General features: G+C 67.1%; 28 protein-coding genes. 13 read left to right on the top strand and 15 right to left on the bottom strand.

The genetic code is table 11. The features are described from left to right. Nucleotides 1-287 precede the first annotated feature (287 nt). Genes GGQ89_RS10070 through GGQ89_RS10080 form a run of 3 tightly spaced genes read left to right on the top strand, consistent with a single transcriptional unit; the run spans nt 288 to nt 3,105 of the window. Complete coding sequence (locus tag GGQ89_RS10070; protein WP_184105681.1) at nt 288-1,304, top strand: glycosyltransferase family 2 protein; 1,017 nt, start codon at nt 288-290, stop codon at nt 1,302-1,304. Further along, on the top strand, nt 1,301-2,779 hold the full coding sequence (locus GGQ89_RS10075; protein WP_184105682.1) for an oligosaccharide flippase family protein: 1,479 nt from the start codon (nt 1,301-1,303) through the stop codon (nt 2,777-2,779). Before GGQ89_RS10070 ends, GGQ89_RS10075 begins: the two co-directional genes overlap by 4 nt. 47 nt (nt 2,780-2,826) lie before the next feature. After that, nucleotides 2,827-3,105, top strand: a complete 279-nt coding sequence (locus GGQ89_RS10080) for a hypothetical protein (RefSeq protein ID WP_056438513.1) — start codon at nt 2,827-2,829, stop codon at nt 3,103-3,105. A gap of 63 nt (nt 3,106-3,168) precedes the next feature. Here GGQ89_RS10080 and GGQ89_RS10085 read toward each other — a convergent pair whose 3' ends face one another. The 5 genes from GGQ89_RS10085 to GGQ89_RS10105 form a co-directional block, all read right to left on the bottom strand. Next, entirely contained in the window at nt 3,169-4,008 is an 840-nt protein-coding gene (locus GGQ89_RS10085; protein WP_184105683.1) for a DUF4167 domain-containing protein, read from the bottom strand. A gap of 285 nt (nt 4,009-4,293) precedes the next feature. After that, on the bottom strand, nt 4,294-5,106 hold the full coding sequence (gene prmC / locus GGQ89_RS10090; RefSeq protein WP_184105684.1) for a peptide chain release factor N(5)-glutamine methyltransferase: 813 nt from the start codon (nt 5,104-5,106) through the stop codon (nt 4,294-4,296). Between the two features lie 177 nt (nt 5,107-5,283). Next, on the bottom strand, nt 5,284-6,357 hold the full coding sequence (gene prfA / locus GGQ89_RS10095) for a peptide chain release factor 1 (protein WP_056438521.1): 1,074 nt from the start codon (nt 6,355-6,357) through the stop codon (nt 5,284-5,286). Then, a complete protein-coding gene (gene hisS / locus GGQ89_RS10100) occupies nt 6,354-7,676 on the bottom strand; it encodes a histidine--tRNA ligase (RefSeq protein WP_184105685.1) in 1,323 nt (440 codons plus the stop codon). Before hisS ends, prfA begins: the two co-directional genes overlap by 4 nt. 48 nt (nt 7,677-7,724) lie before the next feature. Continuing rightward, the gene (locus GGQ89_RS10105) at nt 7,725-8,306 is read right to left on the bottom strand and encodes a cysteine hydrolase family protein (RefSeq protein ID WP_184105686.1); all 582 of its coding nucleotides are present in this window, start codon (nt 8,304-8,306) and stop codon (nt 7,725-7,727) included. A 251-nt stretch (nt 8,307-8,557) separates the two neighbouring features. Between GGQ89_RS10105 and GGQ89_RS10110 the strand changes: the two genes are divergently transcribed. The 4 genes from GGQ89_RS10110 (at nt 8,558) to ppa (ending at nt 13,188) form a co-directional block, all read left to right on the top strand. Next, nucleotides 8,558-9,754 (top strand): GGDEF domain-containing protein, encoded by a 1,197-nt coding sequence (locus GGQ89_RS10110; protein WP_184105687.1) that lies wholly within the window; start codon nt 8,558-8,560, stop codon nt 9,752-9,754. Nucleotides 9,755-9,804: 50 nt separating this feature from the next. Then, nucleotides 9,805-10,467: a DUF1345 domain-containing protein gene (locus tag GGQ89_RS10115; RefSeq protein WP_184105688.1), complete on the top strand. Its 663-nt coding sequence runs from the start codon at nt 9,805-9,807 to the stop codon at nt 10,465-10,467. Between the two features lie 82 nt (nt 10,468-10,549). After that, entirely contained in the window at nt 10,550-12,490 is a 1,941-nt protein-coding gene (locus GGQ89_RS10120; protein WP_184105689.1) for a M61 family metallopeptidase, read from the top strand. Nucleotides 12,491-12,609: 119 nt separating this feature from the next. Continuing rightward, nucleotides 12,610-13,188, top strand: coding sequence for an inorganic diphosphatase (ppa, locus tag GGQ89_RS10125; RefSeq protein WP_056438535.1), 579 nt, complete (start codon nt 12,610-12,612; stop codon nt 13,186-13,188). A gap of 353 nt (nt 13,189-13,541) precedes the next feature. Here ppa and GGQ89_RS10130 read toward each other — a convergent pair whose 3' ends face one another. Then, nucleotides 13,542-14,021 (bottom strand): GNAT family N-acetyltransferase, encoded by a 480-nt coding sequence (locus tag GGQ89_RS10130; RefSeq protein WP_184105690.1) that lies wholly within the window; start codon nt 14,019-14,021, stop codon nt 13,542-13,544. Beyond that, nucleotides 14,018-14,914, bottom strand: coding sequence for a DMT family transporter (locus GGQ89_RS10135; RefSeq protein ID WP_184105810.1), 897 nt, complete (start codon nt 14,912-14,914; stop codon nt 14,018-14,020). Before GGQ89_RS10135 ends, GGQ89_RS10130 begins: the two co-directional genes overlap by 4 nt. A gap of 237 nt (nt 14,915-15,151) precedes the next feature. Between GGQ89_RS10135 and GGQ89_RS10140 the strand changes: the two genes are divergently transcribed. After that, complete coding sequence (locus GGQ89_RS10140; protein WP_184105691.1) at nt 15,152-15,922, top strand: transporter; 771 nt, start codon at nt 15,152-15,154, stop codon at nt 15,920-15,922. A gap of 133 nt (nt 15,923-16,055) precedes the next feature. Here GGQ89_RS10140 and GGQ89_RS10145 read toward each other — a convergent pair whose 3' ends face one another. After that, on the bottom strand, nt 16,056-16,466 hold the full coding sequence (locus tag GGQ89_RS10145) for an NUDIX hydrolase (RefSeq protein ID WP_184105692.1): 411 nt from the start codon (nt 16,464-16,466) through the stop codon (nt 16,056-16,058). Continuing rightward, a complete protein-coding gene (ispG, locus tag GGQ89_RS10150; RefSeq protein WP_175311228.1) occupies nt 16,466-17,593 on the bottom strand; it encodes a flavodoxin-dependent (E)-4-hydroxy-3-methylbut-2-enyl-diphosphate synthase in 1,128 nt (375 codons plus the stop codon). The genes GGQ89_RS10145 and ispG overlap by 1 nt, the downstream gene beginning before the upstream one ends. Nucleotides 17,594-17,654: 61 nt before the next feature. On the opposite strand from ispG, the gene GGQ89_RS10155 reads away from it, so the two are divergent. Genes GGQ89_RS10155 through GGQ89_RS10165 form a run of 3 tightly spaced genes read left to right on the top strand, consistent with a single transcriptional unit; the run spans nt 17,655 to nt 20,673 of the window. Then, complete coding sequence (locus tag GGQ89_RS10155) at nt 17,655-18,821, top strand: acyltransferase family protein (protein ID WP_184105693.1); 1,167 nt, start codon at nt 17,655-17,657, stop codon at nt 18,819-18,821. A 42-nt stretch (nt 18,822-18,863) separates the two neighbouring features. Next, nucleotides 18,864-19,790 carry an isoaspartyl peptidase/L-asparaginase family protein gene (locus GGQ89_RS10160; RefSeq protein ID WP_184105694.1) on the top strand — a complete coding sequence of 309 codons (927 nt, stop codon included), beginning with the start codon at nt 18,864-18,866 and terminating at the stop codon, nt 19,788-19,790. A 10-nt stretch (nt 19,791-19,800) separates the two neighbouring features. Beyond that, entirely contained in the window at nt 19,801-20,673 is an 873-nt protein-coding gene (locus GGQ89_RS10165; protein WP_184105695.1) for a S1/P1 nuclease, read from the top strand. Nucleotides 20,674-20,838: 165 nt separating this feature from the next. Here the strand turns inward: GGQ89_RS10165 and pal are convergent, their stop codons facing one another. Genes pal through GGQ89_RS10195 form a run of 6 tightly spaced genes read right to left on the bottom strand, consistent with a single transcriptional unit; the run spans nt 20,839 to nt 25,482 of the window. Continuing rightward, complete coding sequence (gene pal / locus GGQ89_RS10170; protein WP_184105696.1) at nt 20,839-21,363, bottom strand: peptidoglycan-associated lipoprotein Pal; 525 nt, start codon at nt 21,361-21,363, stop codon at nt 20,839-20,841. A gap of 44 nt (nt 21,364-21,407) precedes the next feature. Then, nucleotides 21,408-22,817 carry a Tol-Pal system beta propeller repeat protein TolB gene (gene tolB / locus GGQ89_RS10175; RefSeq protein ID WP_184105697.1) on the bottom strand — a complete coding sequence of 470 codons (1,410 nt, stop codon included), beginning with the start codon at nt 22,815-22,817 and terminating at the stop codon, nt 21,408-21,410. A gap of 11 nt (nt 22,818-22,828) precedes the next feature. Then, nucleotides 22,829-23,851: a cell envelope biogenesis protein TolA gene (locus GGQ89_RS10180; RefSeq protein WP_184105698.1), complete on the bottom strand. Its 1,023-nt coding sequence runs from the start codon at nt 23,849-23,851 to the stop codon at nt 22,829-22,831. Then, the gene (gene tolR, locus GGQ89_RS10185) at nt 23,851-24,309 is read right to left on the bottom strand and encodes a protein TolR (RefSeq protein ID WP_076714464.1); all 459 of its coding nucleotides are present in this window, start codon (nt 24,307-24,309) and stop codon (nt 23,851-23,853) included. Before tolR ends, GGQ89_RS10180 begins: the two co-directional genes overlap by 1 nt. Nucleotides 24,310-24,322: 13 nt before the next feature. Further along, complete coding sequence (tolQ, locus tag GGQ89_RS10190; protein WP_056438563.1) at nt 24,323-25,015, bottom strand: protein TolQ; 693 nt, start codon at nt 25,013-25,015, stop codon at nt 24,323-24,325. Next, nucleotides 25,012-25,482 (bottom strand): YbgC/FadM family acyl-CoA thioesterase, encoded by a 471-nt coding sequence (locus tag GGQ89_RS10195; RefSeq protein ID WP_184105699.1) that lies wholly within the window; start codon nt 25,480-25,482, stop codon nt 25,012-25,014. The genes tolQ and GGQ89_RS10195 overlap by 4 nt, the downstream gene beginning before the upstream one ends. Before the next feature lie 98 nt (nt 25,483-25,580). Here GGQ89_RS10195 and GGQ89_RS10200 point away from each other — a divergent pair, with 98 nt between their 5' ends. Continuing rightward, entirely contained in the window at nt 25,581-26,003 is a 423-nt protein-coding gene (locus GGQ89_RS10200) for a hypothetical protein (protein WP_056438568.1), read from the top strand. Continuing rightward, nucleotides 26,000-26,206 (top strand): helix-turn-helix transcriptional regulator, encoded by a 207-nt coding sequence (locus tag GGQ89_RS10205; RefSeq protein ID WP_184105700.1) that lies wholly within the window; start codon nt 26,000-26,002, stop codon nt 26,204-26,206. Before GGQ89_RS10200 ends, GGQ89_RS10205 begins: the two co-directional genes overlap by 4 nt.

Here is a 26,206-nt window from a genome sequence, read left to right on the forward strand (position 1 = left end):
CAACCCCGTTCCCAGGGCCTCAAGTGCGCCGATCTGTCGTAGCTGCACCGGTCAGTCGTTGCGACCACCGCTGCGGTGAAACCCCTCTAGGCCGGGTCGCTTTTGGGGTCAACACAAAAAGTGCCATTTTTCTGCAAAATTTCAAAAATCCTTTAGTTTTGACGGCTTAAGCCTGACGCCCTGGTCGGCCCTCGCGGAACCTTTGGCAGCTTCGCGATTCCGCCCTAGGCAGACATAGGTGTAGGGCCTTCCTAGTGACCGCGTACCAGGGAACGAGTGATACGAGCATGACGTCGCCCCGGATCACGGTCGCCCTGAGCGTCTACAACAACGCAGAATATCTGGCTGACGCGCTGGACAGCATTCTTGCCCAGACCTTTGGCGATTTCGAGCTGGTGATCGTCGATGACGGCTCGACCGACCACTCCCCCGCCATCATCGACCGCTATGCGGCGATCGATCCGCGTATCCGGGTGATCCGCCAGGCCAATCAGGGGCTGGTGGCGAGCCTGAACCATATCATCGCGGTGGCACGTGGCCCCTATATCGCCCGCATGGACGGTGATGACGTCGCCCTGCCCGAGCGTTTCGCACGGCAGGTGGCCTTTCTCGACGCGAATCCCGACCATGGCGTTATCGGTACGCAGATCCAGACGATCGATGCGCAGGGGCGTCGCCGCAGCGAACCGCCGGTCGATCACCCCTTGTCCGCCGATGTCATTGCCGCCGCCTTGCCGACCGCGTCGCCGCTTTGCCATCCTTCGGTGATGATGCGTCGTGATGTCCTGGAAGCCGCGGGTGGCTATCGGCCCGCCTATCGCCATTGCGAGGATTACGACCTGTGGCTTCGGCTGGCGGAGCGGACCCGGATCGCCAATCTGCCCGAGCGGCTGCACCTCTATCGCTATTCCCCATCGCAGGTGTCGCACCGGCATGTCTTGGCCCAGCGTTATGGCGTGGCGGTCGCGCGGCTGGCCCGGGTGGCGCGTGCCGAAGGGCGACCTGACCCTTCGGACGGCTGGACCGCCCTTCCCCCGATCGAGACGCTCGATACCATTTTCGGGCGGCCAGGTGTGGCAAGCGATGTCCGCGCCGAAGTGGTGCGCGGGCTCTTATACGCGCCCGAAGTGATGGCGGGAGAAGGCTTGACCTGGATCGCCGCGCATCTCGACGATGTGCGCCGGACGGGTAGTGAATCCATACCCGGGCTTTGGCGAGCCGTGGCGCGATTGGCGAGTCACCATCATCGGCTGGGCGCGATCCGGCTCGCCGCGCTGCTGACCCGGCATCGGATTCGGCGATGAGCGCTTCTTCGGTTCGCGGCGCGGCGCTCTGGTCGATCGGCGCGCAATATATCGCCTTTGCGATTCAGTTCGTCGTCAGCGTGGTCATATCGCGCTTCTTCCTCAGCCCGTCCGAAATGGGGCTTTATTCGATCGCGCTGTCGGCCGCGATGCTGGTGTCCGCGTTGCAGGATTTCGGCATCCGCCGGTTCGTGGCGGGCGAGCGCGACCTGACCGAGGAGCAGCTGCGCACCTGTTTTTCGGTTTCGCTGATCTTTGCGCTGGGTATCGGCCTGATCATCTTTGCGCTCGCCTGGCCGGTGGCGCGATTCTACGACAATGTCCGGCTGACCCCGCTGCTCGTCATCATCGCCGGGTCCTATCTGATCGTGCCCTTCGGCATCGTGCCGGGCGCGATGCTCCAGCGGCGGATGGACTATTACTCCATCTTCCTGACCAGCGTCGGGGCGGCGGTGGTCAATGCGGTGTTTTCGCTGGCACTGGCCTGGGCGGGCTATTCGGCCTTTGCGCTGGCCTGGGCCTCGGTCGCGCAACAGGTGGCCCGCGCGATCATCGGCCAGTGGCGATCCGGCATCCGTCCGCCCTTCCCGCCCAGCCTGAAGGGGATCGGCCCGATCCTGCGCTTCGGGTCGAACAGCTCGCTTCTCTATATCAGCGACGCGATCAGCTCGCGCAGCCCGGAGCTGGTCATCGGCCGTATCCTGACCCTGACCGCAGTCGGCCTGTACAGCCGCGCCTCCAGCCTGGGCGCGCAGTTGCAGATGCTGGTCAGCGGCGCGGTCGACGGCGTCTTCTATCCGGCCTTTGCCCGCCTGCGCGATGCGGGGGCCGATCTGGCCGCGCCCTATCAGCGGGTGGTCGCGGCCTATAGCGGCGTGACCTGGCCCGCCATGACCTTCCTCGCCACCGCCGCGACGCCGATCGTGCTGATGCTCTATGGCCCGCGCTGGGCGGGCGTGGCGCCGCTGTTGAGCTGGATCGCGCTGGGGCAGTTGTTCTTCGCCGCCGTACCGCTGCACTTCGAGCTGCCCATCCTGCTGGGGCATATCCGGCGGCTGATCGTCGCCAATGCGCTGGATACGATCGCGTCGATCGGGCTGCTGATCCTGGGGGCGACGGTCAGCCTGGAATGGGCGGCGATCTCTCGCATCGGCTATGGAATCGTGTGGTTCGTGCTCTACGCCACGCTGATGAAGCCGCTGACCGGCTTTGCCTGGCGGGGGATGGTCAAAGTCTATGCGCAGAGCCTGATCGCCACGCTCGCGACGGTCGCGCCGCTGCTGGCCGTCTACCGCTGGGTCGCATCGCCCGAGGCCGTCGGCTTCACGCTGTTGAGCGTGAGCGCGGCGGCGGGCGTGCTGGCCTGGCTGGTGGTCGTCTATGCCGTGCGCCACCCGCTCCGGCGCGAGATCGATGCGATTGCCGGGGGCATCTGGGCCAAGCTGCCGGTCGGGCGGTTGCGCCGGGCGGGGTAAGGTCTGCTCGGCTTGTCGAGCGGCCCCCCGTTGCCCATAGTCGGCCCATGTCCCCGCCCCCACCCGGACTCGACGATCCCGAACAGGCGGCCTTTGCCTGGGCGCGGTTCCGCATGCTGATGGCGTGGATGACGGTCGCGGCCGCCGTCGCGGTGGCCTTCGCGATGATCGCGCTGGCCGAGGTCTATGGCCCGCTCAACGGGGTGACGATGCTGGGGGTGATTGGCGGGATCGGCGGCATGGTGATGCTGACCGGTGCGCTGATGGGGCTGGTCTTCCTCAGCTCGGGCACCGGGCATGACGAGGATGTCGACCGGCGGCCATAAAAAACCGGCCCCCGCGAGCATCGCGAAGGCCGGTCCTTTATCCATCGAAAGAGTGGAAGGCGATCAGCCCGCCGCCGCCTCCGGCTCCACCGGAGCCGCCGCGCGGACGCGACGACGGCGGGGCTTTTCCTCAGGGGCCGCTTCCGCCTCGGGCGCGGCGCTCAGTGCCGGGGGCAGGCGATCGGCGTCGAAGCCGGTCTGCTCGCCCGTATCCTGCACCTCGGCGGGACGCTCGCGACGCGGACGACCGCGACGACGGGGGGCTTCCTCCTCGGCCTGCGGTGCCGAAGCGACCTCGGGGGTGATGACGGGCGCGGTCACGACCGGCTGCGCATCCTCGACCATGGCGGGCTGTTCGGCGCGCATCGGGCGGCGATCCTCGCGCGGCTCACGGCGCGGGCGATCGTCGCGGTCACGCCGGGGACGCTCTTCGCGCTGCTGATTGTCGCGCGCATAGGTTTCGCGCGGCTGGTTCTCTCTGGACTGACGCTCACGGCGCGGCTGTTCGACCTCGCCCTGCTGCTCGCCGGGACGGATGGGATCGCCCTCGTCGCCATAATCCTCGGCGTCGTTGTCGAAGCCGTCGTCATACTGGTCGTCGCGCGATTCCTCGCGCTGGCGGCGCTGATTCTGCTCCTCGAAGCGCGAGCGGGTTTCGCTCAGCACCCGGAAATAGTGATCGGCGAACTGCCAGTAATATTCGGTGTTGACCCGGTCGCCCTGACGCTGCGCCTCGGTCGCCAGATTCTTGTACTTCTCGTACAGCTGGCTGGCGTTGCCGCGTGCGCGGTTGTCGATGCGATTGCCATTGTCGGAACGGCCGGGATTGCCGCCCGGACGCTGCCCACCATTGTTGTTGCCGCCACGACCGCGACGGCGGCCGGCCTGCCGATTATTGATCAAGCTGTTCGTCCTTAGTCGTCAAACCAACAAGGTCCACTTTTTCCGACCCACTCTTCCCGACATCGCGCGCGGTTCGCGCGATGCGAAGCTGTCGCACCCGATTTCGGGCGCTGCCACGGCCGCCGGACAGCAGCGACTACATGACGAAGGGTATGGGCATCGGCCCGACATCCTGCGACCCCGAAAAACCGGTGAGAGTGCCAGATGTTCGCGTGCCCCTGTGCCCGATCTAGCGGGTCGGACCTAGGTCCTTCAAGTGAAATATAGGGCATCACGCGCGATTGTTCAATGCGCCAGCAAGGCACGCGGCCGCCCGCCCAGATCGCGGTGCAGCGTTACCGCAAAGCCTTGATCCGCCAGCAAAGCCGTCACCGCCCCGGCCTGTTCATGGCCGATCTCGACCACCGCCGCCCCGCCGGGGGCGAGCAGGCGGCGCAGTTCGGGGGCGAGCAGCCGGTAATCGTCCAGCCCGTCCCGCCCGGCGAAGAGCGCGGTGCCGGGCTCGTAATCGCGTACCTCGGGCGAGAGCGGCTCGGTCGTTCCGATATAGGGCGGGTTGGTGACGATGCAGTCGAACGGCCCCGCCAGCCCGGTCGCCCAGTCGCCGCACACGAACCGCGCCCGGTCGGCCAGGCCACAGGCCGCGGCGTTGGCGACGGCGTAGCGCAGCGCTTGCGGGGAACGGTCGACGCCCAGCCCCTTCGTCTCGCGCCACTCGTCGAGAAGGGCGAGCAGCAACGTGCCTGGCCCGGTGCCCAGGTCGAGCAGGGTGGCGGGGGCACGCCCCCGGAAGTGCCGCAGCGCCGCATCGACCAGCGTCTCGCTATCGACGCGGGGGACCAGCGCGCCGGGGCCGACCATCAGGTCCAGCGTCCAGAAACCACGTGTACCGGTGATATAGGCGACCGGCTCCTGGCGCGCGCGGCGCTCGACCAGCGGCCAGAAGCTCTCGGGGACGGGCCGGGTCAGGTCGAGCAGCAGGGCGTTGCGCTCGATCCCCAGGGCGTGGGCGAGCAGCAGTTCCGCGTCTAGTCGCGCGGTGGGGGAGAAGGTGAAACGCTCGGCAGCTTCCGCGAGCGCGGTACGGGCGTCGGTCACGCCGCCGTCTCACCCCGGCGCATGCCGAAAATTAGAAAAAATTGGTTCGCGCGGAGGCGCGGAGGCGCGGAGATGTCCGGCTTGGGGCAGCGCTTGGGTGCCATCGACCGGCGAAGATGGAAAGCCTGCGGCGCAGCGGGTTGCACCGCTCCGCGTCTCCGCGTCTCCGCGCGAATATCAGCCATCGAGCGCGGCGAGCCGTTCGGCTTCATCCTCCGCCAGCAGCGCGCCGATCAGTTCGTCCAGTTCGCCCTCCAGGATTTCGGGCAGGCGGTGCAGCGTCAGGTTGATCCGGTGATCGGTCACGCGGCCCTGCGGAAAATTGTACGTCCGAATCCGCTCCGACCGGTCGCCCGAGCCGACCATCGACCGCCGGGTGCCCGCGCGTTCCGCCGCCAGCCGCTCGCGTTCGGCTTCGTAGAGGCGGGTCCGCAGCACCTTCATCGCCTTGGCGCGGTTCTTGTGCTGCGAGCGTTCGTCCTGCTGGATCACGACCAGCCCGGTCGGGATATGGGTGATGCGGATCGCCGAGTCGGTGGTGTTGACGTGCTGCCCGCCCGCGCCCGACGAGCGATAGATGTCGATGCGCAGATCCTTGTCGTCGATCTGGAGATCGACCTCCTCCGCTTCGGGGAGCACCGCGACGGTCGCCGCCGAGGTGTGGATGCGCCCGCCCGATTCGGTGACGGGCACGCGCTGGACGCGGTGGACGCCCGATTCGAACTTCAGCTTGGCGAACACGCCCGCCCCCGCGACCGAGGCCACGACTTCCTTATAGCCGCCGGTATCGGGCACCGAGGCGGAGATGACCTCGACCCGCCAGCCCTGCCGCTCGGCATAACGCTGGTACATGCGGAACAGGTCGCCCGCGAACAGCGCCGCCTCGTCGCCGCCGGTCCCGGCGCGGATTTCCAGCATCGCGGCGCGTTCGTCGGCGGCGTCGCGCGGCAGCAGGGCCAGCGCCAAATGGCGATCCGCCGCCGCCAGCGCATTGCGGTTGGCGTGGAGCTCCTCTGCCGCCAGCTCACGCAGTTCGTCGTCGCCGTCCTGCGTCATGAACGCCAGGCTGTCGGCCTCCTGCCGCAACCGACGCACCTCGGCGGCGGCATTGGCGACCGGCTCCAGCTCGGCATATTCCTTCGACACCGCCACGAAGCGGTCCGAGGGCAGCTCGCCGGTGGCCATCATCGCCTGCAATTCGTCGCGTCGCGCCTCGATCTGCGCGATGCGCTCGGCCGAGATGGTTTTCATCGCGGCGTCAGACGCTGCGCCAATGGGGGAAGCTGTTCGCCATGATCCTCGGCGATCTCGTCCTCGAACAGCAGGTCGGACAGGCTCTGCGCCACCATGTCGAGCGAGACGGTCGCCTGCTCGCCGGTCTTCAAAGCCTTGACCTGCACTTGGCCGTTCGCCAGCTCGTCATCGCCCAGGATCAGCGCATAGCGCGCGCCCTGGTCGTTCGCCTTGGCCATGCGACGCTTCATATTGCCGCGAAACGCCATGTCGGTGGCGACGTCCGCACGGCGCAGCTCGGCGACCAGGCCCGTCGCACGCAATTCCGCCGCCGCACCCATCGGTACCACGACCGCATCGATCCCCGGCTTCTCCGGTTCGTCGAGCAGCATCGCCAGCCGTTCGACCCCGGCCGCCCAGCCCACGCCCGCCGTCGCGGGTCCGCCCAACGACTCGATCAACCCGTCATAACGACCACCCGCCAGCACCGTCCCTTGCGAGCCCAGCCGGTCGGTCACGAACTCGAACGCCGTGTGGCGGTAATAATCGAGCCCCCGCACCAGCCGCGCATTGCGCGTCCAGGCGACCCCCGCCGCGTCCAGCCCCGCCGTCACCGCCTCGAAAAAGGCGCGCGCCTCGGGCGTCAGATAGGCGTCGATATCCGGCGCGGCATCGGCGATCGGCCGGTCGCGCGGGTCCTTGGAATCGAGGATGCGCAGCGGATTCTTCTCCAGCCGCACCAGGCTGTCCTCGGACAGCTGGTCCCGGTGCGCCTCGAAATGCGCGACCAGCGCGTCGCGCCAAGCGTCGCGCGTCTCGGCATCGCCCAGCGTGTTGAGCTGCAGCGTCACGCCCTCGGCGATACCCAGTTCGCGCAGCAACTGGTCGGCCATCACCAGCAGTTCGACATCCGCCGCCGGTTCGGGCGCGCCCAGGATTTCGGCGTCGATCTGGTGGAACTGGCGATAACGGCCCTTTTGCGGGCGCTCGTACCGGAACACCGCGCCCGAGGTGACCAGTTTCAAGGGCGCATATTGCTGCCACCCCTCGGTCAGATAGGCGCGCGCGATCCCGGCGGTGAATTCGGGCCGCAGGGTCAGCAGGTCGCCGCCGCGATCGGGGAAGGTGTACATTTCCTTCGACACGACATCGGTCGTCTCGCCGATCGACCGGGCGAAGACCTGCGTATCCTCGAACACCGGCAGGTCGAGCCGCTGGAAGGCGTAAAGGCCGTGGACATGCTCGAAGGTGCTAAGCACCTGCGCAAAGCGGCGCTGTTCGTCGCCGAAGATGTCCTGCGTGCCGCGCACGCGCTTGGGGGTTTCGATCCGTGCCATAGAGGTGGCGCTATCTAAGGTAGCGAGCGCCGCTGCGCTAGAGTGCGATCATGGGCCTTGCGACAGCCAGTCGGCCAGCGCCAGTTCATGGGTGGGCCGGGTCTCCGCGCACATGCTGTGCCGCATGATCTCCAGCGCCCAGCGGCGATGAGCGTCGCTCTCGCTGGCCACCGTATCGCCCGGCACCCACAGGTCGTATTCGCGCATATGCGCATCGGCGGCGGTGAACAGCACGCAGATATCCGCTGCCACCCCGGTCAGGATGACGCGGCTGACGCCCAGTTGCGGCAGCAGCACCGGCAGGTTCGTCGCATAGAAGCCCGAAAATTGCGGCTTCACGATGAAATAGTCGCTGTCGCGCGGCCGGAGCGCGGCGATCAACGCGCGGCCGGGGCTGTCCTCACGGTCGCAATGCGCGACGATCGAGGAGCGTTCGGAATGCCAATGGCCGAAATTGTCGTTGACGTAGATGACCGGCACGCCCGCTTCGTCCGCCTCCTCCCGCAACGCGACGATCCGCCGCGCCGCCGCCTCGGCCGCTGCGCGCAGATCCTCCCCGCCCTCGAAGTCCAGGTCGTTGATCATGTCGATGATGATCAGGGCGGCGGCATGGGGCGCAGTGTCGGGCATGGCGGCAACATGTCACACCACGCACCCTAAAGCCTTGATCTGCTTGAATTACACTTCCCCATCGACGGTGAGGCCGAACAATTTGAACCGAACCAGCAACGATATCGGACCAATCGGTTGACCGGATTCCCAAGCGATTGAAGCAAAGACGAAAATCTCATTGGAATACATGCAAGCTGCCAATGTCTTTTATTTTCGGTAATACAAGATTTACCGAAGTGTTTATAGGGTCAGGACCGCCGGAGTTTACCATGCCTGACCGCCAAGAACTTGAGGAATCGCTTTCCCGCCTCGCCACTTCGAACCGTTTGCCGCCCCACCTCGAGCGGCAATTCGATTGCGATCGCGCCGATAGTTCACGCAGCCAGGTCGCCTATGTCCTTGTCACCCTTCTGGTTCTGACACTGTTCGGCCTGGTGGCGGATGCGCGCATCGGCGTTTTGAATCTGTCTCTCCACTGGAAGCTGAGCCTGCAATTGCCCGCCATCGCGCTGGGGCTGTGGCTCGTGGCGCAGCGGCGAATCGCACCGGCCCATATGTGGCTGGCCGGGGCGATCCCGCTGGTCATCACCGTCGCGCTGGTCACCCGCCTGTCACTGGCGGTACCACCACCCCTGTCCGAGCGGCTGGCCACGACCGCGCTGGTCGCGGCCTTTGCCACCAACCTCGTCCTGCCGATCAGGACGCACGCGGCGATCCTGGTGTCGCTCGCCAATATCGCCGCCTATCTGGGCCTGCCCTTCGCCATTGCCCCCAGGCCCCCGCTGCTCCAGTCGGTCGACATCCTGGTCTTTCACAGCGCGATGATCCTGGCGACGCCGGTAGGCGGCTTTTTCTACGAGCGGGTGCAGAAGGAGCGTTTCCTGCTGACCCTGATCCAGCACCGGCAGAGCAGCGAGCTGGAAGCCGCGGTCCAAGAGCTGACCCGCATGTCCCTCTGCGATCCGCTGACCGGGGCAGGCAACCGGCGCAGCCTGGACGCACGCTATCCGGAATTGTGGCAGGCCGCCCGGACGCGCGGCGAGGCGTTCAGCCTGATCCTGATCGATGTCGATCATTTCAAGCTGTTCAACGATTCGGCCGGACATGCGGCGGGCGACCTGTGCCTGCAGGCGGTGACGAAAACGATCGCCGCCGCCGCCCGCTGCCCGATCGAGCAGGTCACCCGCTGCGGCGGCGAGGAGTTTGCCCTGCTGGTCCCCGGCGCCGACCTGAGGGTTGCGGAGGCCGTTCGTCGCCATGTCGAGGCCATGGCGATGCCGCATCCCGGCCTGCCCCCCGGCCGCATCGTCACGGTCAGTATCGGGCAGGCGATCCTCTATCCGGGCCGCACCACCACCAGCCAGGACGATCTGTTCCGATCGGCGGACGACGCGCTCTACCGGGCCAAGCGGGACGGGCGCAATCGCGTGGCCATCGCCGAGGACGAATTGCGCGCCGTGGGGTGAGCCGGTTTCCCCCATGGCCAAGTCCGCTCGCTGCGCGTTAAGTCCTGCTCATGACCACTCCCCGCTGGCAGCGCCTGCAAACCCGTATCGGCGATCGGATCGCGCCGCCGCGTTTCCTGCTGTTCGCGCTGATCCTGATCGGGGCGGCTGGGGGGCTGGTGCCGGTTCTGGGCATGACGCGGGGCATCCTGGCCGGATTCGATGCCGCCGCGCTGCTGTTCATCGGGTCGCTCATCCCGCTGCTGCGGCAGGGTCAGGCCGTGAAGATGCGCGCCCGTGCCGCGCGCAACGACGCCAATCGCGCCGTCCTTCTCGTCTTTTGCGGGATCGTGCTGTTCGTCGTGCTGGTCGCGGTCGGCGGCGAGTTGCGTGGGCGGAGCAGCACCGTCACCGTGGCACTGGCCGTCGGCACGCTGATCCTCGCCTGGCTGTTCTCCAACATCGTCTATGCGCTGCATTATGCGCACCTCTATTACAGCGCGGATGGCGACGGCGATGCGGGCGGTCTGCAATTCCCCGACACGGCCGAGCCCGATTATTGGGATTTCCTGTATTTCTCGGTGACGCTGGGCATGACCTTCCAGACCAGCGACGTGTCGATCGCCTCGCGCCGGATGCGACGGGTGGTGACCGGCCAGTGCCTGGCGGCCTTCATCTTCAACCTCGGCGTCATCGCCTTTACCGTCAACGTGTTGGGCGGCGGCGGCGGATAGGGGACCGCCAAAAGGGTCTGGACGACTGGCCTATCGGGTGCCTAACCTGCCGCCATCTCTCCGTCGCCGCAAAAGGCCTTTCATGATCCGCCACCCGCTTCGTTCCGTGTTCGTCGCCTCGCTGCTCGTCTCTTCCGCTGCTGCCCCGCTCTTCGTGGCGAACGCCCAAGTCCCGCAGGGCAACTCCGCGCCCGCCGCTGCGGCTCCCTTCGTCAACACCATACCCGATGCGGTCGACACGCCCTATCCGGGCACGATCAAGCTGGTCGTCGATGCCACGGATACCCAGCGCGGCATCTTCCGCGTGAAGGAAACCATCCCCGTCGCCAAGGCGGGTCCGATGGCGCTGCTATTCCCCAAATGGCTGCCCGGCGCGCACAATCCGCGCGGCGAGATCGAGAAGCTGGCGGGCCTGGTCATCAAGGCCAACGGCCGCGTCCTGCCCTGGACGCTCGATACGGTCGATGTCTTCGCCTTCCATGTCGACGTGCCGTCGGGCACGAAGGCGCTGGACGTCGAGTTCCAGTTCCTGTCGGCGACCAAGCCGGACCAGGGCCGCATCGCCGTCACCCCGACGATGATCTCGCTCCAGCCCAATTCGGTCAGCCTGTATCCGGCGGGCTATTATACCCGCCAGATTCCGATCCAGATGACCGCGATCTTCCCCACGGGCTGGACGGCGGCAGGCGCGGTCCCGGCCAAGGCGTCGGGTTCGACCTACACCTATGACACGACCAATTACGAAATCCTGGTCGATTCGCCGGTGCTGGCGGGCAAGTACGGCAAGGTCTTCCCGCTCAGCCCGCAGGTGAACCTCAACGTCTTTGCCGACAACGCCGCCGAACTGAACGCCAAGCCCGAGCAGATCGCCGCGCACCAGCGGCTGGTCGATCAGGCGGTGAAGACCTTCGGCGCGCAGCATTACGACAAATACGAGTTCCTGCTGTCGATCAGCGACCAGCTGGGCGGGATTGGTCTGGAGCATCACCGCTCGTCCGAAAACGGCGTGACGCCGGGCTATTTCACCGAATGGGACGCCGGGCCGGGCCGTCGCAACCTGTTGCCGCACGAGTTCACGCACAGCTGGGACGGCAAGTTCCGGCGCGGCGCGGACCTGTGGACCCCCGATTTCCGCACGCCGATGCGCAACTCGCTGCTCTGGGTCTATGAAGGGCAGACGCAGTTCTGGGGTTATGTGCTCCAGGCGCGGTCGGGCATGGTGTCGAAGCAGGATACGCTGGATCAGTACGCCTCGATCCTCGCCATCTACGACACCGCGCCCGCGCGGCAGTGGCGCGATCTGCTCGACACCACCAACGACCCCATCATCTCGTCGCGCAAGCCCAAGGGCTGGACCAGCTGGCAGCGGTCGGAGGATTATTACAACGAAGGCCTGATGGTCTGGATGGAGGTCGATGCGATGCTCCGCCAGAAGTCGAACGGCACCAAGTCGATCGACGATTTCGCCAAGGCGTTCTTCGGCATCCGCAACGGCGACTGGGGCGAAGTGACCTATACCTTCGAGGATGTCGCCAGCACGCTGAACGGCATCGTGCCCTATGACTGGGCCGGGTTCCTGCGCCAGCGCATCACCGAGACGGGCAAGCCCGCGCCGATCAACGGCTTTGCCATGAACGGCTACAAGCTGGTCTACACCCCCGAGCCGACCCCGACCTTCAAGCAGGGCGAGAAGGGCAGCACCAACGTCACCTATTCGATCGGCCTGACGGTGGCGAACAGCGGCGACGTGACCAGTTCAATTTGGGACAGTCCGGCGTTCAAGGCGGGCATCGATGTCGGCACGCAAATTCAGGCGGTGAACGGCGAAAGCTATACCGGCGATCGGCTGAAGGCCGCGATCCTGGCCGCCAAGGACCCGAAAAAGCCGGTCAAGTTGGTGATAAAGAACCAGGATGTCTTCCGCGAGGTGACGATCGATTATACCGGCGGCCCGCGCTATCCGCGTCTGCAAAAGGTCGGCACCGGCGAGACCGGGCTGGATCGCTTGCTGACCGCACGCTGACGCCTGTCCGACGAAGGCTTCATCCTCGTCTATCGACACGACATGGCGGGTTGCGCTATCGCGCCCGCCATTGTTTTTCCACCGGAACTCTTCCGGTATTGGCAAGAAAGACCGATTCGATGCGCATCGACCTCATTCCCGTCGGCAAGAGCCCGCCCGATGACCTCAATGTCGTGATCGAGGTGCCGACCGGCGGCGAGCCCGTGAAGTACGAGTTCGACAAGGCGTCCGGCGCGCTGTTCGTCGACCGCATCCTGCACACGCCGATGCGCTATCCGGCGAATTACGGCTTCGTGCCGCACACCCTGTCGCCCGATGGCGATCCGCTCGACGCGCTGGTCGTGTCACGCTCGCCCTTCATCCCGGGCTGCGTCGTGCGTGCCCGCCCGATCGCCGTGCTGAACCTGGAAGACGAAGCCGGCGGCGACGAGAAGCTGGTCTGCGTGCCCGTCGACTCGACCTTCCCCTATTATTCGAACGTCGGCGGCCGCGACGACCTGCCCGAGATCGTGTTCCAGCAGATCGAGCACTTCTTCACCCACTATAAGGACCTGGAGAAGAAGAAGTGGGTGCGTATCGGCACCTGGGGCGACCGCGACGAGGCCCGCCGCATCGTCACCGAGGCGATCGAACGCTATGAGGACGCCAAGGCCAAGGGCGAAGAGCCCCACGACCACGACGTCCCCGGCCGCGCCTGATCTTTCCGGTTCCGGTTTGACGAAGACGCCTCGGTGCCCAGCGCACCGGGGCGTTCTTATTTCTACCTTTCTTCTACTCCCCTCCCGCAGGCGGAAGGGGTTGGGGAAGGGCCATCCCGAGAGCTTGAGGAAGGGTCCATCCCTTGGCCTTCGACTGCGCTCAGGCTGAACGGAGCGGGGGATGTGTGGCGGTTAAGAAGATTGGTTCGCGCGGAGGCGCGGAGAACGCGGAGGCGGCTCGCCTGCCGCTGACAGCATCCCTCCATCATCAGCCAAAGATAAAGGTGTGAGGCACGCCTCGGGGGCTCAACATCTCTGCGCCCTCCGCGCCTCTGCGCGAACCCTATTCCGGTCTACCGTCCCGCGAGCGTCTTCAAAGCCTCACCCGACACCCGCTGGACGGTCCACTCGTCCATCGCCTGCGCCCCCATCGCGCGGTAGAATTCCACCGCGGGCATGTTCCAGTCGAGCACCGACCATTCGAACCGCGCCCAACCGCGATCCCGGGCGACCCCTGCCAGATGGATCAGCAACGCCTTGCCGACCCCGGCCCCACGCGCGGAGGGCGTGACGTACAGGTCTTCGAGATACAGCCCGCGCCGCCCGGTCCAGGTCGAGAAATTGGCGAAGAACAACGCAAAGCCGACCGCCTGACCGTCCCGCTCGGCGATGACCGCCTCCGCCGCCGGAGGCACGCCGAACAGCGCCTCGGCCAGCATCGGCTCGGTGGCGACGACCGCGTCGGGCTCGCGCTCGAACGCCGCCAGTTCGCGGACGAAGCCCAATATCGTGGCGGTATCGGCGGGTTCGGCCGGGCGAAGGGTGATGCTCATAATCCGGCCTCGCTCTGTGATCCGGGCGCGACAGGCCGCCGCACCGCCACCACGCACCCTGCAATGATCAGCACCGCCCCCGCCAGCGTGAACAGCGAGACATGCTCGCCGAACACCGCATAGCCCAGCCCCGCCGCCCAGACGAAGGCGGTATATTCGACCGGCGCCAGCACCTGTGCCTCGGCGCGCGCATAGGCCCAGGCGAGCAGCAGCGCCGACAGGCTGCCGAGCAGCGCCGCGATCACGATGCTGGGCCATTGCTGCGCGGCGGGCCAGCCCGAGAGAATGGGCGCGGCGGGCGTCATCAGCACCGCGATGACCAGCATGGTAAACAGCGCGACCTCGGCCGGGCCCGCGACCTGCGCCTGCCGCCGCAACAGCACCAGACTGACCGCGTAGAGGATCGAGGCGACCAGAATGGCGAGCGAGCCCAGCACCACTTGCGTGGAGGCCTGCGCCTGCACCTCGCCGCCCGCGATCACCAGCACGCCCGCGCCCGCGATCAGCGACCCCAGGATCGCGGCGCGCCGGACCGTCTCGCCCAGCATGAAGGCGGCGAGGAACAGCGCGATCAGGGGCGACAGAAAGGTCAGCGCGATGCTCTGCGCCATCGGCACCCGCGCCAGCCCCCAGAAGAACAGCAGCACCGAGGCGCCGCCCGTCGCCCCGCGCGCGATATGAAGGGCCAGTACCTCGCGCGCGGGCCAGCGTCCCCGCTTGGCCAGGAACAAGGCACCGGTGATCGCCACCCCGACCCAGGACCGCCACAGCACCGCGCTATAGGCCCCGCTGTCGATCGACAGCCGCTTCATCAGCGTGTCCATCACCGAATAGATCGCGATACCCAGCGCGGCGGCGCCAAAGGCGATGACGGGAGAGGTGCGCGCGCTCATGCCGTGGCGATACCGGGGCGGCGGGGGAAAGGCGAGCACTCCGTCGCCTTTCATAACCACCCTCACTCTTCCCACCCGCTTTCGCGGGCGGGCCCCCTCCCTCTCCCCATGGGAGAGGGAGGGAGGCGCGAAGCGCCGGAAGGGTGAGGGTGTGCACTGGCCGACGGACCGATACCGGGATTAAACCCCGCCCGGCATCCGTTGCCCGTTCGAACCGAACATCAAGGGACAAAGGGAATGAAGACGCTGATCGCCGCAACGGGTCTGACGATGCTGCTGGCCGCCCCTGCGGGCGCGCAGGTCACCGCCTCGGTCGGCGCGGACTATGCGTCGGGCCAATACGGCACCAGCCAGGAGGTGCGCAGCGCCAGTTCCACCGCCACGCTGCGCGCCAAGCGCAAGCGGGTGACGGTGTTCGCCGCACTGCCCTATGTGCAGGTCGATGCGCCGGGCAATGTCGTCGCGCCCGGCGGACCGCTGGGCCTGCCGATCCTGGTCGATCCCACCAAGCCCGCCACCCGCGTGAAGCGCAGCGGGCTGGGCGATGCGGTGGTCGGCGCCTCGGTTCAACTGATCCCGCCGCGTCGCCATCATTTGGCGCTGGCCCTGACCGGCAGCGCCAAGCTGCCCACCGCCTCGGCCTCGCGCGGGCTGGGCACGGGCAAGGCGGATTATTCGGTCGTGGCGGAGGCAGCGGTGCCGGGCAAGGTCACGCCCTTCGCGGCGGTCGGCCACACCTTTGTCGGCCAGCCCGATGGCTATAGCTTGCGCGACGTGACCAGCGCGCGGGGCGGCGTGGCGGTCGGGATCGGCAAGGCGAGCGAGGTCAGCGTCTCGTACAATTACGCCTCGCGAGTGAGCGATCAGGTCGCCGACCGGCAGGAGATCGGCGCGGGGCTCGACACCGCGCTGTCGCAGCGCCTGTCGCTGGGCGTGCAGGGCAGCGCGGGGGTCAGCAAGGGCGCGCCCGATATGGGTGCAGGCGTGCGGCTGGGGTTGCGGCTGTAACGCTATCCTCCCCGGTACGGGGAGGGGGACCGCCGCGAAGCGGTGGTGGAGGGGGAGTGCCGCTAGGCGAGCCCTTTGTGGAAGTCCCCCTCCGTCAGGGCTGCGCCCTGCCACCTCCCCGTGCCGGGGAGGATTAGGGATATACCAGCATTTGCCGATACCAGGGCAGGATATGCTCGCGGAGCAGCGGCGCCAGCGTCATCATGTCCACCACGGCGCTATCGACCCAGATTGCTTCTTCGATCTCCGCCGCCGGAACCGGTACGTGCGTGCTGCGCAGGTGGAAGACCGTCGCGTCGATCCGGTGCCCCGGCTCATTCGCCGCCGCCGCCGCGAACCGGCCGACCGGCCGCAGCGCGTCCACATCCACGCGCAGCCCGATTTCCTCGTCCAGTTCGCGGATCAGCGCGGCGGCGGGGTCCTCGCCCGGTTCGATCTTGCCGCCCGCCTGCATGAAGCATGACGTGCCCGCCTTGCGCACCAGCAGCAATCGCCCCGCCCCGTCGTCGATCAGGGCGGCGGCGATACGGATGACGGCGGGCATTACTCCGCCGCGATCGCCGCCTTGGCAACGTCGGCCGCTTCCAGTTCGGCGGCCTTGGCCTCGACCAGCTTGACGATATGCTCGACCATGTCGGCATCCTCGACCGTGTGGTCGGTCAGGCCCGACAGATAGACCATGTGCTTGCCGTTGCCGCCGCCGGTCACGCCGATATCGGTCTCGCGCGCCTCGCCGGGGCCGTTGACGACGCAGCCCAGCACCGACAGCGACATGGGCGTGCGGATATGCTGAAGCCGTTCCTCCAGCACCTGCACGGTGCGGATCACATCGAAGCCCTGCCGCGCGCAGGACGGGCAGGATACGACGCGCACGCCGCGATTGCGGATGCCCAGCGCCTTCAGGATCTCGAAGCCGACGCGCACCTCTTCCTCGGGCTCGGCCGAGAGCGAGACGCGGATCGTGTCGCCGATGCCGAACCACAGGAGCGAGCCGATGCCGATCGAGGACTTGACCGTCCCGCCGATCAGCCCGCCCGCCTCGGTGATCCCCAGGTGCAGCGGGCAGTCGGTCGCCTCGGCCAGCCCCTGATAGGCCGCCACCGCCAGGAAGACGTCGGACGCCTTCACCGCCACCTTATATTCGTGGAAGTCATGGTCCTGGAGCAGCTTGATATGGTCGAGCGCCGATTCGACCAGCGCCTCGGGGCATGGCTCGCCATATTTTTCCAGCAGGTCCTTCTCGAGGCTCCCGGCATTCACGCCGATTCGGATGGCGCAGCCATTGGCCTTGGCGGCACGGACGACTTCGGCGACGCGCTCGGACGAGCCGATATTGCCCGGATTGATGCGCAGGCACGCCGCGCCCGCATCGGCGGCTTCCAGCGCGCGCTTATAGTGGAAATGGATGTCCGCGACGATGGGAACACGCGCCGCCTTGGTGATCTTGGCCAGCGCGGCGGTCGAATCGGTGTCGGGGCAGGAGACGCGGATGATGTCCGCCCCCGCCTCTTCGCAGCGCCGGATCTGGTTGATCGTGGCGACCGGATCGCTGGTCGGCGTGTTGGTCATGGTCTGCACGGTCACGGGGGCGTCGCCGCCCACGGGCACGTTGCCCACCATAATCTGACGGCTTTGGCGGCGGACGATATCACGCCAGGGACGAATGGACATGGACCCCTATATACGCGCAGCGAGTTGCGGTTCAAAGTCAGTGCTGTACCAGACCCCCTAAATGACCGTCGCCGCCCCCATCCCCCGCCATTACGGCCTAGACTGGTTGCGGATCGGCGCCTTCGCCATCCTGATCCTCTATCATATCGGCATGGTGTTCGTGCCCTGGGGCTTTCACGTCCAGCTGGCGCGGCTGCCCTGGGTGGCGATCCCCATGCTGGCGAGCAATCCGTGGCGGCTGATGCTGCTGTTCGTCGTGTCCGGCTATGCCACGCGCGCACTGGCGGTGCGGCATCCGAGCGTCTTCAGCTTCGCGCGGGGGCGCAGCATCCGGCTGCTGGTGCCGCTGCTCTTCGGCGTCTGCGTGCTGGTGCCGCCGCAGATCTGGGCCGAGCTGGCGAGCAAATATGGCTATGCCGGATCCTATTGGACCTTCTGGATGCGGGACTGGCTGGGCTTTCGGGCGATCGGGGGCGTGGTGCCGACGCCCGCCTGGAATCACCTTTGGTTCGTCGGCTATCTCTGGGCCTATACCATGGCGATCGCGGTCATGCTGGCGGTCGGCCATGGCCTGGCCGGGGCAGCGCAGCGGCTGTTCGACCGCGTGTTCGGCGGATGGGGCGGCGCGGTGCTGCCGGTGGTCTGGCTGTTGCTGGTCGATATCCGGCTGTTCCCCGGCCAGTCGGAGACCCATGGTCTGTTCGACGACTGGCTGGCGCATGCCATCTATCTCCCCGCCCTGCTCTTCGGCTTCGGCATGGCAGGGTCGGAGCGGGTGCTGGAGAGCTTCCGCCGGGGCTGGATCGTCGCCGCGCTGATCGCGCTGGCCAGCTATGCGGTCGCCGCCGGACTGGAGTGGCGCTGGCCGGGCATGGCGGGCGCGCCGCCGGGGCTGGGCATCGTCTTTGCGGGCGCGCGCGCGGTACAGGGCTGGATGGCGGTCGTCGCGCTGATCGGGGTGGCCGAACGATTCTGGAACCGCGACCATCCCTGGCGGCGGACGCTGACCGAAGCGGTCTTCCCCTTCTATCTGATCCACCAGACGATCATCATTCTGGTCGCCTTTGCCTTGCGCGGGCTGGGCTGGCCGCTCTGGCTCGATACCATGATCCTGATCGCGGCGACGGTGGCGGGATGCTGGGCCTTTTATCTGCTCGGGCGCAATGTCAGATGGCTGCGGCCCCTCATAGGCTTGAGGCCGGGGGATGGCAGCAAGCCTGCGATCTGATAGGGGCGCGGGCGTTTCCCTGACAGTTTCGGAGTTTCGCCCATGTCCCCATCCTGGTCGCTGGTCATCCATGGCGGCGCGGGCCGGATCACCCGTGATGTCCTGACGCCCGAACAGGATGCAGGCGCCCGCGCCGGGCTGGACGCCGCGCTCAAGGCCGGGTCGGCGGTGCTGGCCGATGGCGGCGGCGCGCTGGACGCGGTCGAGGCGGCGGTGCGCGTGCTGGAGGACGATCCGCATTTCAACGCCGGGCGCGGGGCCTGCTTCACGCGCGAGGGGACCAACGAACTCGACGCCGCGATCATGGACGGGCGCGACCGGCGTGCCGGATCGGTCGCGGGGGTGACTCGCACCCGCAATCCGGTGTCGCTCGCCCGCAAGGTCATGGAGGCGAGCCCGCATGTCCTGCTCGCCGGATCGGGCGCGGATCGCTTCTCGGTGGAACAGGGGCTGGAGCAGGTCGACCCCAGCTGGTTCCACACCGACGAGCGGCGGCGCCAGCTCGACGAACTCCTCTCCCGCAACGCCGACGCCTTCGACAGCGACATGAAATACGGCACGGTCGGCGCGGTCGCCTGCGACACCCAGGGCCATGTCGCCACCGCCACCTCGACCGGGGGCGTGACCGGCAAGCGCTGGGGACGGATCGGTGACTCGCCCTTGATCGGCGCGGGCACCTATGCTGACGACCGGGCCTGCGCGGTGTCGTGCACCGGATCGGGCGAGGTCTTCATCCGGGTCGGCGTCGGGCATGAGATCGCCGCGCGTCGCCGCTTCACCGGCGAGGATATCCAGACCGCCGCCGACACCGTGCTGGCCGAGGTCAAGGCGTTGGGCGGCACCGGCGGCACCATCGTCGCGGCACCCGACGGCGCCATCGCGTGGAGCCTGACGACGGCGGGCATGTATCGCGGCCGGGCGACTTCGGCGGGCGAACATCGGGTGGCGATCTATGCCGACGAGGGATAAAGGGCGCGCTATGAAGCACTTGCGTATCCTCCTCGGGATGCTGGCGGGCCTGTTCGCCAGCCTGTCCCTCGCCTCCCCCGCCGCCGCCTATTGGGAATATGGCCACGAGACCGTCGCGGCCATCGCCTGGGCGAACATCACCCCGCATGCCCGCGCCGAGATCCGCCAGATTCTGCGCGCCCAAGCCCAGCTCGACACGCCGACCTGTCCGGTCCGGACGATCGAGGAGGCCAGCGTCTGGCCCGATTGCGTCAAGCCGCTGAAGGACGAAAACGGCAAGTCGCGCTTCGGCTATGCCTATGTCTGGCACTATCAGAATATCGACATCTGCCAGCCCTTCCGCCTGCCCCCGGCCTGCGACACGGGCGACTGCGTGTCGGCACAGATTCCCCGCCAGCTCGCCATCCTGAAAAACAGGCATGCGGGCGCGAAGGAGCGGGTGATGGCGCTGGCCTTTCTGGTCCATTTCGTCGGCGACCTGCACCAGCCGCTCCACGCGGGGGACAAGAGCGACAAGGGCGGCAACGACACCCGTGTCGACTATGGCACCTATGCGACGCCCCGCCTGAACCTGCATTCGATCTGGGACGGCCTGCTTGCCGAGCGGGCGATCTCGACCCCGCCCAAGCTGGTCCGCGCCTATCCGGCGGCCGAGCGGCGGCGCGAGTCGGCGGGCGATGTGACGGCGTGGAGCCGCGAGAACTGGGCCATCGCCAAGCGCGCCTATGCCGCCGCGATGGGGGGCGATCCGTGCCGGCCGACACCGGCCCATATGACGATGGATGAAGCCGCGATCCGCGAAATGGCACCAGTCGAGCGCGAGCAGGTGAAGCGTGGCGGGCTGCGGCTGGCCAGGCTGCTGAACAGCGCGTTCAAGTCCTGATCCAATCCTCCCCAAGCTCTGCTTGGGGAGGGGGACCACCGCAAAGCGGTGGTGGAGGGGCAGGGACGGACCGGCCTGCCCTCTCTCATCGCCCTGACGGGCGACGCCCCTCCACCATGTCCTTCGGACATGGTCCCCATCCCCATCAAAGATGGGGAGGAGTATTTAGCTCAGCACCACCGTCACGGCGCGACGATTCTCGGCATAGCTGGCTTCGTCCGAACCCAACGCGACCGGACGTTCCTTGCCATAGCTGATGACGTTCATCCGCTCCGGCGAAACACCGCGCGCCGCCAGATAGTTCTTCGCGGCGTTGGCGCGACGATCACCCAGGGCGAGATTATATTCGCGGGTACCGCGCTCGTCGCAATGCCCCTCGATGGTGATGCGGACATTGGGATAGCGCGCCAGCCACTGCGCCTGGCTGTCCAGGATCGCGCGCGACTGGGGATCGATGTCATATTGGTCGAGCCCGAAATGGATCGTGTTCGACGTCACCGAGCGCTTGAAGTCGGCGTCCGAGCCGGGAACGATCGCGCCGTCCGGGTTGGTGTTCGCACCCGCATTGGGATCGACGCCATTGCCCTGGCTGACCGGCGCGGGCGGCAGCACTTCGGGGCGCTTCTTGGCGCAGCCCGCCATGGCGATCGCCATGGTGGCGACGACGAGCGTGGTCTTGATCTTGGTCATCGGACTCTCAACTCCCTACAGATTGGTGGAACCCCCAAAACAATTTACTGGCGCAGCGGCCCCCAGGCGGGGTCCGACCCGTCGAGCGGCGTCGGAATACGACGCTCGTTCACGCCGGTCAGGTCGACCATCCATACATCCGCTTTGCCCGACGACCCCTGCGTCGAGCGCTGGAAGGTGATGACGCGACCATTGGGCGACCAGCTCGGCCCCTCGTCCTGCCAGCTGTTGGTCAGCAGCTTTTCGCCGCCGCCCGACGGGTTCATGATGCCGATCCGGAACGCCCCGCCCAGCTTGGTGAAGGCGATCAGGTCGCCGCGCGGGCTCCAGACCGGCGTCGCATAGCGCCCGCCGCCGAAGCTGATCCGCTGCTGGTTCGAACCATCGGCGTTCATGACGTAGATTTGCTGCCCGCCGGACCGATCGCTCTCGAACACGATCTTCGAACCATCGGGGGAATAGCTGCCGCCGGTATCGATCCCCGGCGCATTCGTCAGCCGCTGCGGCGAGCCGCCTTGCGACGACACGCGGTAGATATCGGTATTGCCGCCCTGCGCCATCGAAAACAGGATCCAGCGGCCATCGGGCGAGAAGCGCGGTGCGAAGGTCGTCGCGGCATTCTGCACCACCAGGCGCTGCCGCCCGGTGCCGATGTCATAGACATAGATGGCGGGCCGCTTGTCGATATAGGACATATAGACGATCGACTGCTGGTTCGGCGCGAAGCGCGGGGTCAGCACGATCGACTGGCCGTTGGTCAGGAAACGATGGTTCGCGCCGTCCTGGTCCATGACCGCCAGCCGCTTGATGCGACGCGCCTTGGGCCCGGTTTCCGAGACATAGGTGATGCGGCTGTCGAAATAGGGGCCTTCGCCGGTCAGCTTGGTATAGATGGTGTCGGCGCATTTGTGCGCCGCACGCCGCCAGTCGCCCGGCGACACGACAAAGCCCTGCCGGGCCAGCTCGCTCTTGGCCAGCACGTCATAGAGATAGCAGCCGACCGTCAGCGTCCCGTCGCCATTGGCGCGGACATAGCCCTGGACCAGCGCCTGCGCGCCGGTGCCGTTCCAATAGTCGAAGGCGGGCGCCGTCACTTCCGGGAAAGACACGGTGCGCAGTTGCGCGGGCGGGATCGGCGTGAACAGCCCCGAATTGCGCAGGTCGTTGACGATGATCTCGGACAGCTTCTGCCCCACCACGTCGGTGGTGCCCGCCGGAGTCTGCACCACCGCGCTGGTCGGCATCGCCGGAACAGCGATCGGCATCGGCGCGGAAATACCGCCCTCGACATCGACGACCAGCCCTTCCTGACCGTTGGCAGGCTGGGCGGCGGGCTGCTGCCCGGCGGCGGGAGCGGCCTGATCCTGGGTTGCGGGCGCGGGCACATCCTGTGCCCCCACAGCGCTGGCCGCCAGCGCCAAGGTGAGCGGAAGAGTCAGCAGGGAACGGGGCATAAGCATCATCCTCAACCCGGAAGTTTGTAGCGCAGCGTGATGTTCCGCCAGCCATTGGGAATGTCGTACAGTTCCTGCGGAAGCCCCCGCAGCGGCGAGCAGCCCTTGAACGTCGCGATCGCCAGCGCGTCGACGCGGTCGACATAGCGGTCATTCTCGCCGTCGACGCCGGTATGACCGACGACGCGCGGTTCGGAGGCCAGGCTGCCGTCGCGGTTGATGTGCAGGTTGATCGCGACGCGGATCTTCTCGGCGCCCGGTCCCGGCGTCACCTGTCTATTGGCGCAGGGTTGGACCTGCCGCTGGATCGCCGAGGCGATATTGGCCAGCTGCTGCGCGCCCATCTTCGCGGCGGGCGCCGCCTCGGACTTGGAGGGCGACGGATCGGGCGACAGGCCCTTCAGGAAATTGTCGCCCAGACGCGATCCGCGCGGCTTGGCCGTGGTCGCCGTCTGGCTCTGGCCGCTGCCCCGCGCCGGGGTGGAGGGCTTGGCGGTGGAGGGCCTGGCCGCCGGGCTGGGCTTGGCCGGAGCGGCGGGCGCGGGCTTGGCCTCGCGTACCGGCTTGGCCGGGGCGGGCTTGGCGGGCGCGGGCTTTGGTTTCGGCTGGGGCTTGGGCTGCGGCTGGGGCTTTTCCGCCGGTTTGGGCTGGGGCTTCGGCTGCGGCTTGGGTTCCGGGCGCGGCTGGGGCTTGGCCGGTTCGGGTTTGGGCTGGGGTTTGGGTTGCGGCTGAGGTTTCGGCTGCGGCGCCGGGGGCGGCGGTGCGGGCTGGGGCTCGGGTTCGGCCTCCACTGGCTCGGGCGGCGCGGCGTCCTCGGGCAGTCCTTCCTCGGGCGCGATCGACTGGGCGGCCTGCTCGTTGGGGTTGGGCGACGCGGCTTCCAGCGCGACGTCCTTGACCAGCGAGATGTCGATCGGCGTGACCTTCAGCTTTTCCGGGTTCGGCGTCGACAGAAAGCCGACCGACAACAGGCCGAACAGGACGATATGTCCTGCGACCGCAATCGCCAGTCCGGTCCGTTCCCCACGCTCCATCAGCGAGCGCCCGCTCCCTGGGACGGTCCGCCCTCCACGGTGACCAGCGACACGCGGTTCAGCCCGGCGCGGTTCAGCTCGCCCATCACCCGCATCACCCGGCCATAATCCAGCGCGCGGTCGGCGCGCAGATAGACCTGCGGCACCTGTCCGTCCGGCCCCTTGCGTGCCGCGATGGCGTCCAGCCTGGCGGGCAGATCGCCTTCGGTGATCTCGTCATCGTTCAGGAACATGCGCCCCTGTTCGTCGATCGCAATCTGTTCGGGCTTTTGTTCCTGGTCCAGCGCCTTGGCGCGGCTGTCGGGCAGGTTCACCGGCACGCCGCTGGTCAACAGCGGCGCGGTCACCATGAAGATGATCAGCAGCACCAGCATCACGTCGACCAGCGGCGTCACGTTGATGTCCGCCATCGGCGCGCGGCGGCCCCGACCGGAGCGGGAGGGAAGGTTCATGGCCATCGCCGCTACCCTTTCAACGCGCCTGGTCGAGCTGGCGGCTGAGCGTAGTGTGGAAGCCGTCGGCGAAGCGGTTCAGCGACGCCTCCACCCGGTTCACGCCGTGGCTGAAGCGGTTGTACGCGATCACCGCCGGGATGGCGGCGAACAGGCCGATCGCGGTGGCGAACAGCGCCTCCGAAATGCCCGGCGCCACGACCGCCAGCGAGGTGTTCTGCGCCTGTGCGATGCCGGTGAAGCTACGCATGATGCCCCAGACGGTGCCGAACAGCCCCACGAACGGCGCGACCGAGCCGACCGTCGCCAGCACGTTCAGCCGGTCCGACAGCTTGTCGATCTCGCCCGCCACGGCCGATCCCATCGCGGTCGCCAGGCGCTCGCGCGTGCCGTCGCGGTCGATATGCCCGCCGGCGGTCGAGCGCCGCCATTCCTGCACGCCCGCTGAAAACACCCGAGCGGAGGGCAGTTCATTGTCCTGCTCCATCCGGTGAAAGGCATCGATATCCTCGGCCTTCCAGAAATCGCGCTCGAACCGGGTCATGCCCTTCTTCGTGCGCGCCAGCTTGCGCGAGAAGGCGACGATGATCGCCCAGGTCCAGATGCTGGCGAGCAGCAGGCCGATCATCACGAACTTCACCACCCAGTCGGCGTGGATGAACAGCGCGACGGGCGACAAACTGGCGGCATCCATGTTGAAGACGGGATTCATGGGTGTTGGGTGTCCCCTTGCCAGACAAGGCGTTGGTAGATGGCGATCCAGTCGGCGGGCTGCCGACGCGGGCGACCGTTCGGGCCGACCCACGCAACGGTCACGCGCGCGTCGGTCAGCTTGACCGCCCCGCACCTGACTGTCTGATGAATGACGACGCGCACCGCACTGACCTCGATCAGTCGGGATGTGACGACTAGGTCGTCGTCGAGCCGCGCGGAGGCGGCATAGCGGAGGGCGATATCGGTGACGGCATAGGCGCCCTGCCCCGCCTCATGCGCGCCGCGCTGGTCGATCCCGGCTGTCCGCAACATGTCGGAGCGGGCGCGCTCCATATAGCGCAGGTAATTGGCGTGATAGACCACGCCCGACAGATCGGTATCCTCGAAATAGACACGCACCGCAAAGCGATGCTCATGCCCCTCGAAGCGGCCGCCCTTCGGCTGGTCTTCTCCCGTCACCGTCATGGTGACTGCCCGTTAACCCATCCGTCCGAGCGAAGGAAGGCACTTGCGCGCCTGTTACCTACAGGTTACATGACACCTATAGGTTACAGGAGGTTGTGATGAATCTGGTGGAAAAGGCGGAACAACGCAGTCGGTTGCGGGCGGCGCTATTCTACGCGCTGGCGACGATATTGCCGCTGATGACGATCCTGGCGTTGGCGGGACCCGGTGAATCCACGACCCGGCTTCTGCTCTGGCTGCTCATAATCGGGCTGGCCGCCTTGAACCTCAGTAGCCTCCCGTTTCGCTGGAGCCGGTGTGGACCGGTATCCCGTCTCATGAATGACGAGACGACCAAGGATCACCGGCGATCAAGTTTTGCCGCCGGCTTTTGGGCAATGATCCTGTCGGCGGCGACGACCATGGTGGTGGCGACCTTCCAACCATTGGGTGCTGCGGCCCTGGGCCGAATCACGATCACCGCCGGGCTTACCGCTGCGCTCATCGCCTTTGCCACATTGGAACTGCGCGCCAGCCGATGAACGAGACGCTTTGCAACGACTTGAAGGCCGCGCGCGAAGCCGTCGGGCTGACCCAAGGCGCACTCGCCGAGGCGATCGGGGTCAGCCGCAAGACGATCAACACGGTGGAGAATGGCGTCTTCCAGCCCTCGACCCTGCTCGCACTCAAGCTGGCGCGGGCTTTGGGCCGACCGGTCGAATCGCTGTTCTGGATCGCGGACTGA

The organism is Sphingomonas yabuuchiae (assembly GCF_014199595.1).
Taxonomy (GTDB): Bacteria; Pseudomonadota; Alphaproteobacteria; order Sphingomonadales; family Sphingomonadaceae; genus Sphingomonas; species Sphingomonas yabuuchiae.

Excerpts from the sequence above, each read along its gene's own strand:
- GGQ89_RS10070 (WP_184105681.1), top strand. The coding sequence starts at position 288 with ATGACGTCGCCCCGGATCACGGTCGCCCTGAGCGTCTACAACAACGCA.
- GGQ89_RS10075 (WP_184105682.1), top strand. The coding sequence starts at position 1,301 with ATGAGCGCTTCTTCGGTTCGCGGCGCGGCGCTCTGGTCGATCGGCGCG.
- GGQ89_RS10080 (WP_056438513.1), top strand. The coding sequence starts at position 2,827 with ATGTCCCCGCCCCCACCCGGACTCGACGATCCCGAACAGGCGGCCTTT.
- prfA (WP_056438521.1), bottom strand. The coding sequence starts at position 6,357 with ATGAAAACCATCTCGGCCGAGCGCATCGCGCAGATCGAGGCGCGACGC.
- hisS (WP_184105685.1), bottom strand. The coding sequence starts at position 7,676 with ATGGCACGGATCGAAACCCCCAAGCGCGTGCGCGGCACGCAGGACATC.
- GGQ89_RS10105 (WP_184105686.1), bottom strand. The coding sequence starts at position 8,306 with ATGCCCGACACTGCGCCCCATGCCGCCGCCCTGATCATCATCGACATG.
- GGQ89_RS10110 (WP_184105687.1), top strand. The coding sequence starts at position 8,558 with ATGCCTGACCGCCAAGAACTTGAGGAATCGCTTTCCCGCCTCGCCACT.
- GGQ89_RS10115 (WP_184105688.1), top strand. The coding sequence starts at position 9,805 with ATGACCACTCCCCGCTGGCAGCGCCTGCAAACCCGTATCGGCGATCGG.
- GGQ89_RS10120 (WP_184105689.1), top strand. The coding sequence starts at position 10,550 with ATGATCCGCCACCCGCTTCGTTCCGTGTTCGTCGCCTCGCTGCTCGTC.
- ppa (WP_056438535.1), top strand. The coding sequence starts at position 12,610 with ATGCGCATCGACCTCATTCCCGTCGGCAAGAGCCCGCCCGATGACCTC.
- GGQ89_RS10130 (WP_184105690.1), bottom strand. The coding sequence starts at position 14,021 with ATGAGCATCACCCTTCGCCCGGCCGAACCCGCCGATACCGCCACGATA.
- GGQ89_RS10135 (WP_184105810.1), bottom strand. The coding sequence starts at position 14,914 with ATGAGCGCGCGCACCTCTCCCGTCATCGCCTTTGGCGCCGCCGCGCTG.
- GGQ89_RS10140 (WP_184105691.1), top strand. The coding sequence starts at position 15,152 with ATGAAGACGCTGATCGCCGCAACGGGTCTGACGATGCTGCTGGCCGCC.
- GGQ89_RS10145 (WP_184105692.1), bottom strand. The coding sequence starts at position 16,466 with ATGCCCGCCGTCATCCGTATCGCCGCCGCCCTGATCGACGACGGGGCG.
- ispG (WP_175311228.1), bottom strand. The coding sequence starts at position 17,593 with ATGTCCATTCGTCCCTGGCGTGATATCGTCCGCCGCCAAAGCCGTCAG.
- GGQ89_RS10155 (WP_184105693.1), top strand. The coding sequence starts at position 17,655 with ATGACCGTCGCCGCCCCCATCCCCCGCCATTACGGCCTAGACTGGTTG.
- GGQ89_RS10160 (WP_184105694.1), top strand. The coding sequence starts at position 18,864 with ATGTCCCCATCCTGGTCGCTGGTCATCCATGGCGGCGCGGGCCGGATC.
- GGQ89_RS10165 (WP_184105695.1), top strand. The coding sequence starts at position 19,801 with ATGAAGCACTTGCGTATCCTCCTCGGGATGCTGGCGGGCCTGTTCGCC.
- pal (WP_184105696.1), bottom strand. The coding sequence starts at position 21,363 with ATGACCAAGATCAAGACCACGCTCGTCGTCGCCACCATGGCGATCGCC.
- tolB (WP_184105697.1), bottom strand. The coding sequence starts at position 22,817 with ATGCCCCGTTCCCTGCTGACTCTTCCGCTCACCTTGGCGCTGGCGGCC.
- GGQ89_RS10180 (WP_184105698.1), bottom strand. The coding sequence starts at position 23,851 with ATGGAGCGTGGGGAACGGACCGGACTGGCGATTGCGGTCGCAGGACAT.
- tolR (WP_076714464.1), bottom strand. The coding sequence starts at position 24,309 with ATGGCCATGAACCTTCCCTCCCGCTCCGGTCGGGGCCGCCGCGCGCCG.
- tolQ (WP_056438563.1), bottom strand. The coding sequence starts at position 25,015 with ATGAATCCCGTCTTCAACATGGATGCCGCCAGTTTGTCGCCCGTCGCG.
- GGQ89_RS10195 (WP_184105699.1), bottom strand. The coding sequence starts at position 25,482 with ATGACGGTGACGGGAGAAGACCAGCCGAAGGGCGGCCGCTTCGAGGGG.
- GGQ89_RS10200 (WP_056438568.1), top strand. The coding sequence starts at position 25,581 with ATGAATCTGGTGGAAAAGGCGGAACAACGCAGTCGGTTGCGGGCGGCG.
- GGQ89_RS10205 (WP_184105700.1), top strand. The coding sequence starts at position 26,000 with ATGAACGAGACGCTTTGCAACGACTTGAAGGCCGCGCGCGAAGCCGTC.